Source organism: Pseudomonas sp. URIL14HWK12:I12, assembly GCF_003097135.1.
Classification (GTDB): domain Bacteria; phylum Pseudomonadota; class Gammaproteobacteria; order Pseudomonadales; family Pseudomonadaceae; genus Aquipseudomonas.
Genome location: NZ_QEQL01000001.1, coordinates 1,105,572 through 1,119,774 on the forward strand (window position 1 = coordinate 1,105,572; position 14,203 = coordinate 1,119,774).

Here is a 14,203-nt window from a genome sequence, read left to right on the forward strand (position 1 = left end):
GCTGCCATGAAAATCCTGATGTTGCACGGCATCAACCACAACATGTTCGGCAAACGCGACCCGGTGCAGTACGGCACCATCACCCTCGAGCAGATCGACGCCCGCCTGCGCGCGCTGGGGGAGGAGCTGGGCGTGGAGGTCGAAACCTTCCAGAGCAACTGCGAAGGCCGAATGGTCGAGCGCATTCACCAAGGCTATGAAGACGGGGTAAGCGCGGTGTTGATCAACGCCGGCGCCTGGACCCACTACAGCTATGGCATTCGTGATGCGCTGGCGATCCTGACCGTGCCGGTGGTGGAACTGCACATGTCCAACATCCACGCCCGAGAGCCTTTCCGCCACCACTCGGTGTTCGCCGAGATCGTGCTGGGGCAGATTTCAGGGTTCGGGGTGGACAGCTACCTGATCGGGCTGCGGGCGGCAGTGAGTGCGGCGCGAAGGTGAGCCTGCGGGCAGCGCCGCCGTGCCCTCCCCCCAACAACCTGCCGCCAGAGCGCTCAATCCAGCACCGAAGGGTCTTGCTCGATCATCATCTGCTTCATCTCCTCGAAATGCCGCTGCGAGAAGTCGGCGATCTTGCACCAGTCTCGCGCGGTCTTCTCCGCCACGTCATCGGCCAGCACCTTCAACGGCTGGCCGGTCGACCAGGCAGTAACCAGGATCTGGGAGGCCCGCTCCAGGGTCCAGATGTCATCGAACGCCTCTCCCACGGTAGGTGCGGTGACCATCACACCATGGTTGCCCATCAACAAGCGGCTCTTGTCGCCCAGCAACCCGGCCAGCCGTGCGCCCTCGGCAACGGTGTCGGCCATGCCGCCATACAGTTCGTCCACCGCCACGCGGTTGAAGTAGCGGGCGGTGTTCTGGTCGATCGGCGGGATGTGCGGGTTGGCCAGGCAAGCCACCGCCGTGGTGTAGACCGGGTGCAGGTGCAGCACCACCTTGACCTGCGGCAGGCGCTGGTGGATCTGCCCGTGGATCGACCAGGCGGTGCTGTCGACATCGTTGCGCTCGGCGCAGCTTGAGTCATCGGCATCGAGCAGCAACAGGTCGCTGGCGCGAATGCGGGAAAAGTGCTTCCACTTGGGGTTGAGCAGAAATCGTTTACCGTCGGCGGATACGGCGGCACTGAAATGGTTGGCCACCGCTTCGTGCAGGTTCAAGTGGGCAATGATGCGAAAGCAGGCGGCCAGGTCGACGCGGGTTTGTTCTTCGAAGGACAGCGGCATGGGGTACTCCGGCAATGGCCTTTCAGAAAGGCGTAGACGGGTGGGAGGGCGGCTTGCCGCCCTCCCACCGCATAAACCTGCTACCTGAAACAAACGCCTCAGGGTTTAGGCATCATCTGGGCGATATCGGCCTCGGTGGGCGCCTGGAAGTTGTACTTCTTCAGCAGCGCGGCGTATTCCGGGGTCTTGCTGTAGCTGGCCAGGGCCTGCTCCAGCGCCGTCTTCACCTCATCGTTGCCCTTCTTCACGCCAAAGCCATTGAGCACTGGGTAGATCAGCGTATCTGACGAGACCTGCACCTTGCCGCCAAGCTTGTCGATCACCCCGCGCGCCACGGCGGCATCGGTGATCTGCGCCTCGACGGCATGAGCCAGCAGCGCCTGGGTGGTCTGTGGGTCGGTGGCGAACTCGCTCACCTCGATAGCGCCTTTGCCGTTCTTGACGCAGTACTCGTCCGACAGCTTGCGAACCTGCGCCAACCAGGAGGTGGCCCCCATCGACCCGATCTTGTGCCCGCAGAAGTCCTCCGGCACCTTGGGTTGATAGGCTGCGCCCTTGAGCGAGAGGATCGAGTCGCCGCTTTTGAGATACGGCACCATGTCGATCACCTTCAGGCGTTCGGCGGTGATATACATCGACGAGTTGATGATGTCGAAGCGGTTGCCTTGCAGGCCGGTGATCAGGTTCGGGAAGCGCGTGTCGATGTTTTGCGCGGTGCGCCCCATGCTTTTGGCCAGGCCATCGAGCAGCTCGACGTCGAAGCCGGCCGGGGTGTCCTTGTCCATGTACTCATAGGGGAAAAAGGTCAGGTCGGAGCCGGCGACGATCTTGCCGGGTTGCTGGAATGCCTGCGAAGCCTGGGCCGCGAGGGCCAGGGCAGCGCCCATGGCGCCCAGAGCCAGTGGGCGAGCGATACGTTTGATGCTGTTCATGCCGATTCCCCGCTAAACGATCAGTGATTGGTGTCAGGCCGTGGCCAGGTCTTGCCCGGCTTGTTGCACGAAGAACGAGGCGCCGCGTGGTTTCTGCGGCAGGCGAATCTGGTTGGCGGTGCTGCGTACCAAGCCACTTTCCTGGCCCGCAACCATCACCCCTGCGTGCTCGCTGGGCAGAGGGTTTTCACCGAAGGGCAAGGCGTCTTCGGCGGCATACACGCTGATGAACAGCGTGCGCGGGTGTTCGGTTTCGTTGGGCGCCGACGCATGCAGCAGGCGCGTGTGCATGTAGCACACCGAGCCTTTGGGGCCGAAGCAGGCAACCGGCGCCTGGCAATGGGCCTGCTCCACCGCCGCTTCAACCGCGCCGGTAAAACGCCCGTCTTGCCAGTGCGACCACAGCGGGCCTTGGTGGCTACCGGGGATCACCTGCAGCGGGCCGTTTTCTGGGGTGACGTCACTGACCATCAGCAGCGCCGTCACGATGTCGTCGTTGCTGTGCGGGGTGAAGAGAAAGTCCTGGTGCCATTTCACCTGGGTTGCGGTGTGTGGCAGCTTGGAGTTGATCTTGCTGTGGTGAAACCGCGTACCCGTGCCGCCGATCAGTTGCGCGGCCACGGCGGCCATACGCGAATGCAGCCCGGCGTGGGCATAGGCGGGGGAGATTTCGGTGGGCGAGGCCACCCTGCGCAGCGAAGGGTGGTCGGCGCGGTGGTCGCTCTCTACGTCGAAGCGCGGGCGCCCGTCCTGGGTCTGGCCCCAGGCGGCGGTCTGGCTACGGCTGTCTTGCACCCAACGGTCGAAATCCCCCTGCAGCTCGGTGATTTCGGCGGCGCTGAGCACACCTTCCACTACCAGAAAACCTTGCTCGTGAAACTGATCGATCTGCGCTTGGGTAATCATGTGAGTTCCTGTGGGCAACCTTGAAGATAGAAGGGTCAGGCCAGGGACACGTCCTTGAGAAAATCCTGCACCCGCGCATGCTGGCCGGCACGCAGTGCAGCGGGGGCGTCATCGCACACCACCCGGCCTTTTTCCATGAACACGATGCGGTCGGACACCTTGAAAGCGAAGTTCATCTCGTGGGTCACGATCACCATGGTGATGCCCTCCTGCGCCAGGGTTTCCATCACCTGCAGCACCTCGTTGACCTTCTCTGGGTCCAGCGCCGAGGTCGGCTCGTCGAACAGCATGATCTGAGGGCGCATCATCAATGCGCGGGCGATCGCCACGCGCTGCTGCTGGCCGCCAGACAGTTGCTGGGGGTACTTGTAGGCGTGCTCGAGCATGCCCACCTTGTGCAGCAGCGCGAAGGCCTGCTGGCGCAACTCGGCGGCCGGAGCCAGGCGGTGGTACCGCGGGGCCAGCAGCAGGTTGTCGAGCACGGTCAGGTGGGGGAACAGGTTGAAGCTCTGGAACACCATGCCGATGTTCAGGCGGTGCTCGCTGTGTTCGATCAGTTGCGGCTTCTGCGCGCCGCGCCGGGCCAGGTGGATGAACGGCTGGCCGTTGACCTGGATCTCGCCGTTGTCGATGCGCTCCAGGCCATTGAGCAGGCGGATCAGCGTGGTTTTGCCCGACCCCGAGGGGCCGATCACCGAGACCACTTCCCCGGGCTGGATCGCCAGGCTGACCGCGCCGAGGACCTCGACATTGTTGTAGGCCTTGTGCAGCCGAGTGGCTTGCAGTGCAGGGCCGCTGCCGGCCGGCAACGGGCGCGGCCGGGGCGCCGCGCTGCCGTCGAGCACTTCGACGCCGGGGGCCTTGCGCGGCTTGCGCTGGGCGACGTCGAGGAACACTTCCAGGCGCTTGAGCAAGAAATCGAACAAGGTGACGATCAGCACGTAGTAGAACGCCACAGCCGTCATGGTTTCCATCACCAGGAAGTTCTGCGAATACAGGCGCTGGCCGACCATCAGGATTTCGGTGAGGGAAATCACCGAGACCAGCGAGCTGAGCTTGACGATCGAGATGAATTCATTGGTCAGCGATGGCAGTGCCACCCGCAGCGCCTGGGGGATCACAACGCGCCATTGAGTGCCGAGAAAGCGCAGGCCCAGTGCGCGGGCCGCTTCGCCCTGCCCCTTGGGAATCGACAGCAAGCCACCGCGATGGATTTCCGCGACGTAGGCGGTTTCGCAGATCACCATGCCGATCAGCCCCGCCCAGAACGGGTCACTGAGCAGTGCCGAAGTGGCCGGAACCGCCTGCGGCAAGTTGTAAGTGAAGATCAGCAACACCAGCAAGGGCACACTGCGGAAAAACCAGATGTAACTGCGGGCAGGCGCACTTAGATACACCCGTGGCGATTGTTTGGCCAATGCCAGTGCAAAGCCCAGCACAATACTGATCAGCCAGGTGAGCACACTCAGTTTGATGACCGTCCAAGTCGCCAGCCAGAACGCTTCATAGCTGAGCAGACCCATCAGGTAATTCCAATCGAAGGTCATAATCGCATCGCTCGGCAAGGTGATCGGGTAGGCAACGTGGCGGCTTTCAGGGTGCGCCGTTTCACGGGTTGAAAACAGAATGGGAGTTGAGGGATATAAGCGTCAATTAGTAAATTTTCGAGTTTTGAATAGGAAAAGCCTAAGCAGACGGGCGGCGCACGGTTTTGGGGCAGCCCGGGTAAGTAGGCTGTTTGATGGTGCATTTATGATAGCTATCAATAAGCCCAAAAAAATCATAACTGCTTGATTTTAAAATGCTTATCAAACTGGCACGTTACTCGCTTGCATACACATACGCTATTCAGAGCCTTTTTCTGGAAAGGCTTTTTTTATCAGCAGAGCAGCCGATGCATTTCACGTTGAAGCAACTGAAGTATTTCGTGAGCGTGGTGGAAGAAGACAGCATCGTCGAGGCTGCACGTAAACTGCATGTATCACAGCCGTCCATTTCTGTGGGTATCAAAAACCTAGAAGAGGCGCTCGACCAGCAACTTCTGATTCGCCACCATGCCCAGGGCGTATCGCTGACGCCCAGTGGCCGGCGCATGTATGAAAAAGCCCGGGAGTTACTCAGGCTTTCCGAAGAGCTCGAACAAAATTCGCGCACCGAGAATGAATTGGTGTCAGGCACCATTGCCATTGGCTGTTTCGAATCGGCCGCGCCGTTGTACATGCCGAAGTTGGTGGCCGGCTTCAAGAAACAGTACCCGGACATCACCTTACAGTTGTATGACGGCGAGCAGCATGAATTGATGCTGGGGCTGCACCGCGGCCGCTTCGACCTGGCGTTCATGTATGACCTGGAGCTGGGCAACTCCATCGTCAAGGAAGCGCTGAATGCCCCGCACAGGCCCTATGCACTGTTGCCGGCCAGCCACCCACTGGCGCAGCAGCCCAGCGTTACCCTGAAGGCGTTGAGCCAGGAACCGATGATCCTGCTGGATGTGGTGCCTAGCCGTAACTACTTCATCGATATCTTTCGCGAAAACGGCTACTACCCCAAGGTGGCCTACAGCTCGCCTTCGATCGAGATGGTGCGTTGCATGGTTGGCCGCGAGCTGGGCTTTTCGGTACTGGTCACCCGCCCGCGCACCGACGTGACCTACGATGGCACCCACCTGGCGCAGGTGGACATCGAAGACCAGATGCCTGCCTCCACGTTGGTGATGGTCTACTTGCGCAACACCGAGCCCACCCGTGCCACGCGGTTGTTCATTGAATACTGCCGGCAGGCAGACCTCTCCGCGCAATAGATTGCGGCCTCACCCACTGCCTGAGCGACGCGAAGCCCAGGGGCGAATGTAGAGCTGTCATGGCGCCGCAACAATTTGAAACAAGCGCAGCGGCCAAAGGTCAACCGCTCACAGTTCACAAGGCCACGTCATGAAGACACCCCGCCCCGACCAACGCCTCGCCCCCCTGACCCACCTGCGCAACCTCAAAATGGCCCGTTCGGCACATGCCTATGTGCGAGGCAGCACCGTGCAGTTCTATGAATGGCTGCACAGCCAGCCTGGCCGGCGCCTGCCACAGGGGCCGGCGGTGTGGATCTGCGGCGACTGTCACGCCGGGAACCTGGGGCCGACCGGCGACTTGAAAGGCAAAATCGACATCCACATCCGTGACCTGGACCAGACCGTGATCGGCAACCCCGCACACGACCTGGTGCGCCTGGCGTTATCGCTAGCGACCGCCGCGCGCGGCTCGGACCTGCCCGGTGTGATCACGGCGCTGATGCTTGAAGAAATGATGCGCGGCTACGAATTGGCGTTCGAGCACAACGTTGAGCAAGAGCCCGAGCGCCCCGCCCAGGTCAAGGCCGGCATGCGCAGCGCGGTGCGCCGTACGTGGAAGCACCTGGCCAAGGAGCGGCTCGAAGGGGGCAAGCCAACCATCGAGCTGGGCAAACACTTCTGGGCGCTGGCCAAGGATGAGCGCAGTGCGATCAAGGCCCTGTGCAAGACCCCTGAAATCCACGCGCTGGTGACATCGCTCAAAGGTCGCTCACCGGACGACGAAGTCGAGCTGCTGGACTCGGCTTACTGGGTAAAAGGCTGCAGCTCCCTGGGCCTGCGCCGCTACGCTGTGCTGCTGGGCGTAGGCGACGAACGCGACCAGGATTACTGCCTGCTCGACGTCAAGCAGGCGATCGCAGCCGCGGCGCCCCGGGTGCCGCGGGCACGCATGCCGCGCGACAACGGCCAGCGTGTGGTCGAAGGCGCGCGGCAGCTGTCGCCGGGGCTGGGCAATCGAATGGTCGCCACCCGGCTGCTGGAGAACTCTTTCTTCGTGCGTGAGCTGCTGCCTCAGGACATGAAGCTGGAGCTGGACGAACTGACCCAGCACGAAGCCGTCGCGGCCGCCGGCTACCTTGCCGAGGTGGTGGGCCAGGCCCATGCGCGGCAGATGGACATGGCCACCCGGGTGGCCTGGATGAAAGAGCTGCAGGGCAATCGCACGCGCACGCTCGACGCCCCATCGTGGCTGTGGACCAGCGTGGTACAGCTGGTGGGCGACCATGAGCGTGCCTACCTCAACCACTGCCGGCGCTTTGCATTGGCAGACGCCAAGGAGTGACTCGGGTTTGCCTGTGATGAGCCTCAACCGGTAACCTCAGCCTCGTTGCGCCGCAGGGCCGCACCGGCACCTGAAGCAGGTGCCGGCTCGCCGGGCGATGCGATGAACGAGCGCCGCAGGTGTCACGCGGCATGCTGCCCGCCCACCGGGCCCACCTTCAGCAGCCGAGGCTTTGCGTGGCCGCCTACAACCTTCGCCAGCTCAGGTACTTCACCGCCGTGGTCGAATGCGGCAGCGTCGCTGAGGCATCGCGAAAGCTATACATCGCCCAGCCGTCGGTCTCCACGGCCATCCGCCAGCTTGAAGAAAGCTTCAACGTGCAGCTGTTCATTCGCCAGCACACCAATGGCATGGCACTGACGCCGGCCGGTGCACGTTTCTACCGCAAGGCCCAGGCGCTGCTGCGCATGGCGCATGAGTTCGAGCAGAACGCACTGGCCGACAACGACGTAGTGGCCGGGCAGATCGACGTGGGCTGCTATGAAACGGTCGCCCCGCTCTACCTGCCGATGCTGATCGCAGGCTTTCGAGCCCGCTGGCCGGGGGTAGAGGTTCGCATCCGCGACGGCGACCAGCAGGAGCTGATCCAGGCCCTCACCGGCGGCAGCATCGACCTGGCCATGCTTTTCGAACACGACCTCGACCCGAGCATCGAGACCACCCCGTTGATGCCGCCGCAGCAACCCTACGCGTTGCTGCCAGCCGGCCACCGCTTCGCCGGCCAGGCGCAGGTGTCGCTGCAAGACCTGGTGCTGGAACCGATGATCCTGCTCGACACCCTGCCCAGCCGCACCTACTTCATGAGCATCTTCACCGAGCGCGGGCTGACGCCACACATCACCTTCAGCTCGCCTTCGATCGAGATGGTGCGCGGCATGGTTGCACAGGGCTTTGGGTTCTCGATCCTGGTGACCCGGCCCTTCGCCGACTACAGCTATGACGGCCGCGAGGTCGCCTGTGTACCGCTGGCCGAAACCGTCACCGGTTCAGGCCTGGCGGCGGCATGGCTGCGCCGGGCGCAGCTGACCCGCCCAGCGCAGCTGTTCGTGGAGCATTGCGTGAGTGAGTTCAGCCGGCTCAAACGCTAGGCTGGCAGGCGAACGCCAGCACCCGCGCCAGCATCGCGTCGCAGGCGTCGAGCTGGGCCAGGCTGACGAACTCGTCGGGTTTGTGCCCTTGGGCCATGCTGCCGGGCCCGCACACCACCGTCGGCACGCCCGCTTCATCGAACAGCCCGCCTTCGGTGCCGAAGGCCACCGTGCCGAATTCCCGCGAGCCACAGAACTGCGCCAGCCACTGTGCAGCCTGGCTTTGCGCATCAGTGGCAAGGCCTGGGTAGCTGGACAGCTCGCTAAAACGGATATCACTCTGCCCGCCGACCGCGCGCATCGCCGGCAGCAGGGCTTGCTCGGCGTAGGCCCGTAACTGCTCAGCCACCTGCCAGGGATCAGTGCCTGGCAGTGAACGCACCTCGAAATCGAAACGGCAATCCTGCGGCACGATGTTCAGCGCCTTGCCGCCGCTGACCATCCCGGTTTGCACGGTAGAGTAAGGCGGATCGAAACGCGCATCGTGCAGGGCCGGCACTTTGAGCGCCTCGCCCAACCGGCTCAGCTCGGCGATCAGCCGCGCGGCGTACTCGATGGCGTTCACCCCCTGCGGGGCATAGGCCGAATGGCACGCCAAGCCCTGCACGTCGCAGCGCATCGCCAGCTTGCCTTTGTGGCCCAGCACCGGCTTGAGCTCTGTCGGCTCGCCGATCACACACAGCAGCGGGCGCACCGGTTTGTCGCGCAGCACCGCGAGCAACGAGCGAACCCCCAGGCAGCCGACTTCCTCGTCGAATGACAGCGCGATGTGAACCGGGCGCTGCAAGTGTGCAGCGGCCAGCGCCGGTACGAGCGCCAGCACGCAGGCGATGTAGCCTTTCATGTCCGCGGTGCCGCGCCCGTAGAGCCGGCCTTGCGCTTCGGTCAGGCTGAAGGGCGGGTACGTCCAGGCCTGGCCGTCCACCGGCACCGTGTCGGTGTGGCCGCTGAGCACGATACCAGGCACCTCGGCAGGGCCTACGGTGGCGAACAGGTTGGCCTTGCTGCCACTGTCGTTGTGCACCAGCTCACTGGCCACGCCAAAGCCTGCCAGGTAATCGCGCACGAAGTGAATCAGTGCCAGGTTCGATTCGCGACTGGTGGTATCGAACGCCACCAGCTCGGCCAGCAACTGGCGGGCGCTGCTCATCGATCGTCCCCCGGCACGCCGTAACCGGGGGCCTGGGCCGGGTTCAGTGCGCGGTCGATGTAGTCCTGCATCTGCGGCTGGTAGGCACGCCAGAGCTTGCCCAGCTCACCGATCGGGTCGTGCTCGGCCCAGTCGACTCGCAAGTTGACGATCGGCCAGGTCAGCTCGCCCACCACCACCAGGGCCGCTGAATGCACCGGCCCCGCCTCGCCGCCTGCGGCGCTGCCGGCCTGCATTGCCGCCAGCAAGCGTTCGGCCAAGTGGCCCTGGGCGTTTTCGAACCCCTGCACCATGGCCGGCACCACGTCGGCGCTGGCCAGCATGTTGCCTGCGGCCACGCACTGCTCGCCGCTCAGGGCATTGTGGGTGCCCAAGGTATTGGCCCCGCTGAAGTGCGCAGTGCGGCCCAGGTGGTCGATGGCGGTAATTTGCCGGTATTGGCCAAAGCCATTGCGCTCCAGCGCCTTGCTCAGTGCCTCGGCCGGGGCCAGGCCTTGTTCGAGCCAGTCCAGGGCTTCAGGGCCCAACGCCGGCAGGGTGATGTTCTGCGATGACACCGCGCCCACACCGGGGCGCAGCCAAGGGCAGCGAGCGCCCACGGCGATGCTCGAAGAGCTGATGGCGATGCCCAACTGGCCGGTGTGGTCGCATCGGGCGGCGATGGAAAAGGTCATGGCAAGGCTCCAGGGGCGGCTCAGTCAGGGATTACGGCGATCACGTCGATTTCCATCAACCACTGCGGTTGGCCCAAGGCCGAGACCACCAGGCCGGTGGAGATCGGGAACACCCCCTTGAGCCACTGGCCGACCACACGGTACACCGGCTCCCGATAGCGCGGGTCGATGAGGTAGGTGGTGGTCTTGACGATGTGAGACAGGTCGCTGCCGGCCTCTTCAAGCAGTTGCTTGACGTTCTTCATGGCCTGCTCGGCCTGTGCCGCCGGGTCGCCCAGGCCCACCAGGTTGCCATCGAAATCGGTGCCCACCTGGCCCCGTACGTACACGGTGTTGCCCGCACGCACGGCCTGGCAGAGATCGTTGTCCAGGCTCTGGTTGGGGTAGGTGTCCTTGGTGTTGAACATGCGAATGCGAGTATGGGTGGGGCTGGCCATGGTTGGCGCTCCTGATCGAAAACAATGAAAGTCAGCGGCTGGCCGCTTCGTCTGCAGCGCGGTAATGCTGGTACTGGCGTTGGGTGGCGATGTGCCCGGCCACGTGCTTGGCGTCGTGCCACACGCCCCAGATGAATGCCGAGCCGCGCCGCGACAACCACGGCAGGCCAACGAAGTAGATCCCCGGCTCCCGCCCTACCCCACGTTGATGGCTGGGCTTGCCGTTGTCCTTGAACGTGTCGACCTGCAGCCAGCTGTAGTCAGTGGCGTAACCGGTGGCCCAGATGATGGTGCTGACGCCGGCCGCTGCCAGGTCCAGCTCGTGCAAGGGGGCAGTGATGCAGGCGGCGTCGGCCACGCGCTCGCGGGCCTGCGGCTCAAGCGGCAGGTCCATGCCGTTGCGTTCGATCCAGGCATCCGCCGCATCGAGCACCGCAAGGTAGTTGGCATCACCCCGGTCGAGGTTCTCGTTGAGGTCTGGAGCAAAGCGCACGGTATGGCCGTCGAAGGCCTGGGTCAGGCCGGTCAGCACCATGCCCTCCAGCGCCAGGCGGCGAAAGTCCACGGTGTGGCCGCCACGCGCACCGCTTACGGCGATGGTCACGTGTTCACGGCCGGGTTGCAGGGTTTCGGTGTCCCAGAGGCCGAGCACCCCCAGCCACCAGCAGAAGTCACGGTTGCGATAGGCACGTGGCGGGCGGTCATGGGCCCCTACCGACAGGTACACCTGGCGCCCGGCGCGCATCAGCTCTTCGGCGATCTGCACGCCAGAGGAGCCGGCGCCCACTACCAACACTGCACCCTCCGGCAGCTGCTGGGGGTTGAAGTACTGCGCTGAATGGATCTGGTACAGGTTCGGCAGCGCAGGCGCGATGGGGGGGATTACCGGCTTCTGGAAGGGCCCGGTAGCTGCCACGACGCGGCGTGCTTGCAGCGTGCCTTCAGACGTTTCTACGGTAAAACCCGGCCGGCCGGTATTGCGGGTGACCCGCTTGACCTCCACCCCGGTATGGATGGGCGCGTCGATCTGCGCGGCATAGGCTTCGAAATAGTCGGCCACCTGCTCCTTGCCGGCAAAGCCGTCCGGCGCGATGTCGAAATCGCGGCCAGGGAAGCGGTCGTGCCAGGCCGGGCCGTTGGCCACCAGCGAATCCCAGCGGCCACTGCGCCAGGCTTCAGCCACGCGGCTGCGCTCCAGCACCAGATGCGGCACGCCATGGTTTTTCAGGTGCTCGCTCATGGCGATGCCAGCCTGGCCGGCGCCGACCACCAGGGTATCGATTTCAGTGTCGTGCAGGGGCATCGAAAGCCCTCCTTCGAAAGAACGTGCTCAATGGCGCCGATCTTGGCCGAAGCTGCGCGAGGGGCGGAAGCAGCAAATATGTGGTGGGGTTATAGGAAAAACATCGCGAGCGGGGAACATAGCGCCAGCAGCGCAATGTCCGACGGCACACTGCGCCCCTGCACGCTCTACCAGGCGGCGAACCGCAACGCCACCAGCGCCTTCGTGTTCGACGCACTCTGGATAGTTGTGGAGGGCCGCCTGCGCCTGGGCGATATGTTCGCCAAAACGATCGTTGTGCAGACCGGCAAGCTCAGCTACAAGGTGCGCAGCTTTAGCGACGTTTATCAGAGAACGGAACGATGACAACCTCCCCTACCGGGCGCCCGCCCGCCGTGACCTTAGACCGGGCAGTGCCCGTGCTGCGCTCGTTCGACGAAGCCAAGGCGCGCGAGTTCTACCTGGATTTTCTCGGCTTCGGCATCGAATTCGAACACCGCTACGAACCCACCCTGCCCCTGTACCTTGGCATCCGCCGAGGGCCTCTGGTGCTGCACCTTTCCGAGCACCACGGCGATGCCTGCCCTGGGGCGACCGTGCTGATCCCGGTAAAAGGGTTGGAAGCCCTGCGTGATGAACTGCAGGCCAAGCAATACGGCTATGCGCGGCCGGAGATCGTTGACCAGGGGTGGGGGCGCACGCTGGAAGTGGCGGACCCGTTCGGTAACCGGCTGCGGTTTTATGAGGATTGATTAAGGTGAGCCTTTGAGATGGCAAGAAATGGTGGGAGGGGCGTGTTGTGGTTGGTGAGGTTTGGCCGATAGCGGACGCTCACAGGATACTGCTATCGGCCAGGAGCAGACTTTGGCTATTCATCTCGGAACGGCGCGGTCACCCACTAGTTGTTCGGAATTCCAACCACCGCCCAACGCCTTGAAGACTGCAATGGCGGCTCTTGCAGATTCGGTTTGGGCTTGCGCTCTGGCGTCGGAGGTGCGCAGCAAAGTTTGGTCGGCGTTAAGCACGTCGATCAGGCTAGCGGCACCGTTCTGATAAGCAGTGAACGAAGACTGCCTGGCGCTTGCTAGAGATGTTTCGGCTGCCACCAGTTCTGCCGCTTGGGTGTCGCGATTGACCAACGCGGAGAAGGCGTTTTCCGCGTCCTCACAGGCACGAAGTATCGACTGGCGATAGGCCGCGACGGCTTCGGCTTCCTGGCCCTTGGCCCCGTCGATCTGGGCGTCGATACGCCCAAAATCGAACAGCCGCCAGCGCAGGCCCAACACGCCGGCCGATTGCGCGGCGCCGGCGCTGAACAGGTTGCCGCTTTGGGTGGTGGCACTGCCCAGCAGCGCACTGAGCGAGAGTTTCGGGTAGTACTCGCTGATCGCCTCGCCGATGCGCGCATTGGCAGCGACCAATCGGCGCTCTGCGGCGATCAGGTCAGGCCGGCGACGTAGCAGGTCGGCGGGCGTGCCCATCGCCGCTAGCTGTGGCGCGCGTGGAATGGCACCTGCGTCAGCGAGTTTGGGGCGGTGGGCCCCCGGCGCGCTGCCAAGCATCACGTCCATCGAGTTCATAGCCGCATCCAGGCCTGTCTGTAAGACTGGCACGTTGGCCCTGACTTGCGAGAGTTCGCCTTCAGTCTGTTGCACCTGATAGTTGGCGGCGAGGCCGCGCGCGTGCAGCAGGCGTACCTTCTCCAGCAATGCTTGCTGGGCCGCGACCTGTCGCTCGGCAATCACCAGGCGTGCCTGCAGGCCACGGATGCTGTTGTAAATGTCGGCGGTTTGCGCGGCGATCGCCAGCCGCGTGGCGACGACGCCGGCTTCGGATGCCTGATAGTCCGCTAGGGCGGCTTCCTTGCCTCGGCGCAGGCCGCCAAAAATATCCAGCTCCCAGCTCGCTTCGAGGTTGGCCTCGTAGCTATTACCATAGCGGTCGTATCCGGGCGTGGCGTCCAGCACCCGACCTAGGGGCGTTTCTAGCGATTGATACGCACGTGCGGCCTGGCCGTTGACCGTCGCCGAAGGCCGCAGCGCCGCGTTGGCGGCGCCAAGGCCAGCCCGGGCTTGCTGGACGCGGGCCCGGGCCTGGGCAATGTCCAGGTTCTGCGCCAGGGCTTCGTCGATTAATGAATTCAGCTGGGCGTCGCCGAAACCCTGCCACCAGCGGGAGAAACTGGCGGGTGCCGGGGCGGCTCGCCGCTCCACGGCGGCCTGCCCGAGGTAATGGTTGGCCAGTGGGGCATCCGGGCGATGGTAATCGGGGCCGACTGCGCACCCCGCCGCCAGGCTGGTGCTGATCACGATTGCAAAGGTACGCAGGGCAGGCATGGGTATTCTCATAGGTGAAAATAAGCTGTGACTATATTATAGATT

15 protein-coding genes are annotated in these 14,203 nt (G+C 63.7%); 6 read left to right on the plus strand and 9 right to left on the minus strand.

The annotated features are described in order from the left end of the window. Positions 1–6: 6 nt before the first annotated feature. Complete coding sequence (gene aroQ, locus F474_RS05195; RefSeq protein ID WP_097083607.1) at positions 7–444, plus strand: type II 3-dehydroquinate dehydratase; 438 nt, start codon at positions 7–9, stop codon at positions 442–444. 53 nt (positions 445–497) lie between these two features. Here aroQ and F474_RS05200 read toward each other — a convergent pair whose 3' ends face one another. From F474_RS05200 to F474_RS05215, 4 genes are all read right to left on the minus strand, one after another. After that, the gene (locus tag F474_RS05200; RefSeq protein ID WP_097083606.1) at positions 498–1,229 is read right to left on the minus strand and encodes a class II aldolase and adducin N-terminal domain-containing protein; all 732 of its coding nucleotides are present in this window, start codon (positions 1,227–1,229) and stop codon (positions 498–500) included. Positions 1,230–1,327: 98 nt separating this feature from the next. Further along, a complete protein-coding gene (locus F474_RS05205) occupies positions 1,328–2,161 on the minus strand; it encodes an ABC transporter substrate-binding protein (protein ID WP_097083605.1) in 834 nt (277 codons plus the stop codon). Positions 2,162–2,194: 33 nt separating this feature from the next. Beyond that, complete coding sequence (locus F474_RS05210) at positions 2,195–3,067, minus strand: phytanoyl-CoA dioxygenase family protein (RefSeq protein ID WP_097083604.1); 873 nt, start codon at positions 3,065–3,067, stop codon at positions 2,195–2,197. 35 nt (positions 3,068–3,102) lie between these two features. Further along, complete coding sequence (locus tag F474_RS05215) at positions 3,103–4,614, minus strand: amino acid ABC transporter permease/ATP-binding protein (protein ID WP_097083603.1); 1,512 nt, start codon at positions 4,612–4,614, stop codon at positions 3,103–3,105. Between the two features lie 347 nt (positions 4,615–4,961). On the opposite strand from F474_RS05215, the gene F474_RS05220 reads away from it, so the two are divergent. The 3 genes from F474_RS05220 to F474_RS05230 all read left to right on the plus strand — a co-directional run bounded on the left by F474_RS05220 (position 4,962) and on the right by F474_RS05230 (position 8,279). After that, a complete protein-coding gene (locus F474_RS05220) occupies positions 4,962–5,867 on the plus strand; it encodes a LysR family transcriptional regulator (RefSeq protein WP_097084267.1) in 906 nt (301 codons plus the stop codon). Positions 5,868–5,997: 130 nt separating this feature from the next. Beyond that, entirely contained in the window at positions 5,998–7,191 is a 1,194-nt protein-coding gene (locus F474_RS05225) for a DUF2252 family protein (RefSeq protein ID WP_097083602.1), read from the plus strand. A gap of 176 nt (positions 7,192–7,367) precedes the next feature. Beyond that, complete coding sequence (locus tag F474_RS05230; RefSeq protein ID WP_097084266.1) at positions 7,368–8,279, plus strand: LysR family transcriptional regulator; 912 nt, start codon at positions 7,368–7,370, stop codon at positions 8,277–8,279. Here F474_RS05230 and argE read toward each other — a convergent pair. From argE to F474_RS05250, 4 genes are read right to left on the minus strand one after another with little or no spacing between them, the layout of a single operon-like run. Beyond that, positions 8,269–9,429 carry an acetylornithine deacetylase gene (gene argE, locus F474_RS05235; RefSeq protein ID WP_097083601.1) on the minus strand — a complete coding sequence of 387 codons (1,161 nt, stop codon included), beginning with the start codon at positions 9,427–9,429 and terminating at the stop codon, positions 8,269–8,271. The two genes, F474_RS05230 and argE, sit on opposite strands and share 11 nt — an antisense overlap. Beyond that, positions 9,426–10,103, minus strand: a complete 678-nt coding sequence (locus F474_RS05240; protein WP_097083600.1) for a DUF1028 domain-containing protein — start codon at positions 10,101–10,103, stop codon at positions 9,426–9,428. Before F474_RS05240 ends, argE begins: the two co-directional genes overlap by 4 nt. A gap of 20 nt (positions 10,104–10,123) precedes the next feature. Beyond that, a complete protein-coding gene (locus tag F474_RS05245) occupies positions 10,124–10,540 on the minus strand; it encodes a RidA family protein (RefSeq protein WP_097083599.1) in 417 nt (138 codons plus the stop codon). Between the two features lie 31 nt (positions 10,541–10,571). Beyond that, on the minus strand, positions 10,572–11,843 hold the full coding sequence (locus F474_RS05250) for an NAD(P)/FAD-dependent oxidoreductase (protein WP_097083598.1): 1,272 nt from the start codon (positions 11,841–11,843) through the stop codon (positions 10,572–10,574). 30 nt (positions 11,844–11,873) lie between these two features. Here F474_RS05250 and F474_RS05255 point away from each other — a divergent pair, with 30 nt between their 5' ends. Next, on the plus strand, positions 11,874–12,188 hold the full coding sequence (locus F474_RS05255) for a hypothetical protein (protein ID WP_097083597.1): 315 nt from the start codon (positions 11,874–11,876) through the stop codon (positions 12,186–12,188). Continuing rightward, on the plus strand, positions 12,185–12,574 hold the full coding sequence (locus tag F474_RS05260; RefSeq protein WP_097083596.1) for a glyoxalase superfamily protein: 390 nt from the start codon (positions 12,185–12,187) through the stop codon (positions 12,572–12,574). Before F474_RS05255 ends, F474_RS05260 begins: the two co-directional genes overlap by 4 nt. Before the next feature lie 120 nt (positions 12,575–12,694). Here F474_RS05260 and F474_RS05265 read toward each other — a convergent pair whose 3' ends face one another. Continuing rightward, positions 12,695–14,158, minus strand: a complete 1,464-nt coding sequence (locus tag F474_RS05265) for an efflux transporter outer membrane subunit (RefSeq protein WP_097083595.1) — start codon at positions 14,156–14,158, stop codon at positions 12,695–12,697. Between the last annotated feature and the right edge of the window lie 45 nt (positions 14,159–14,203).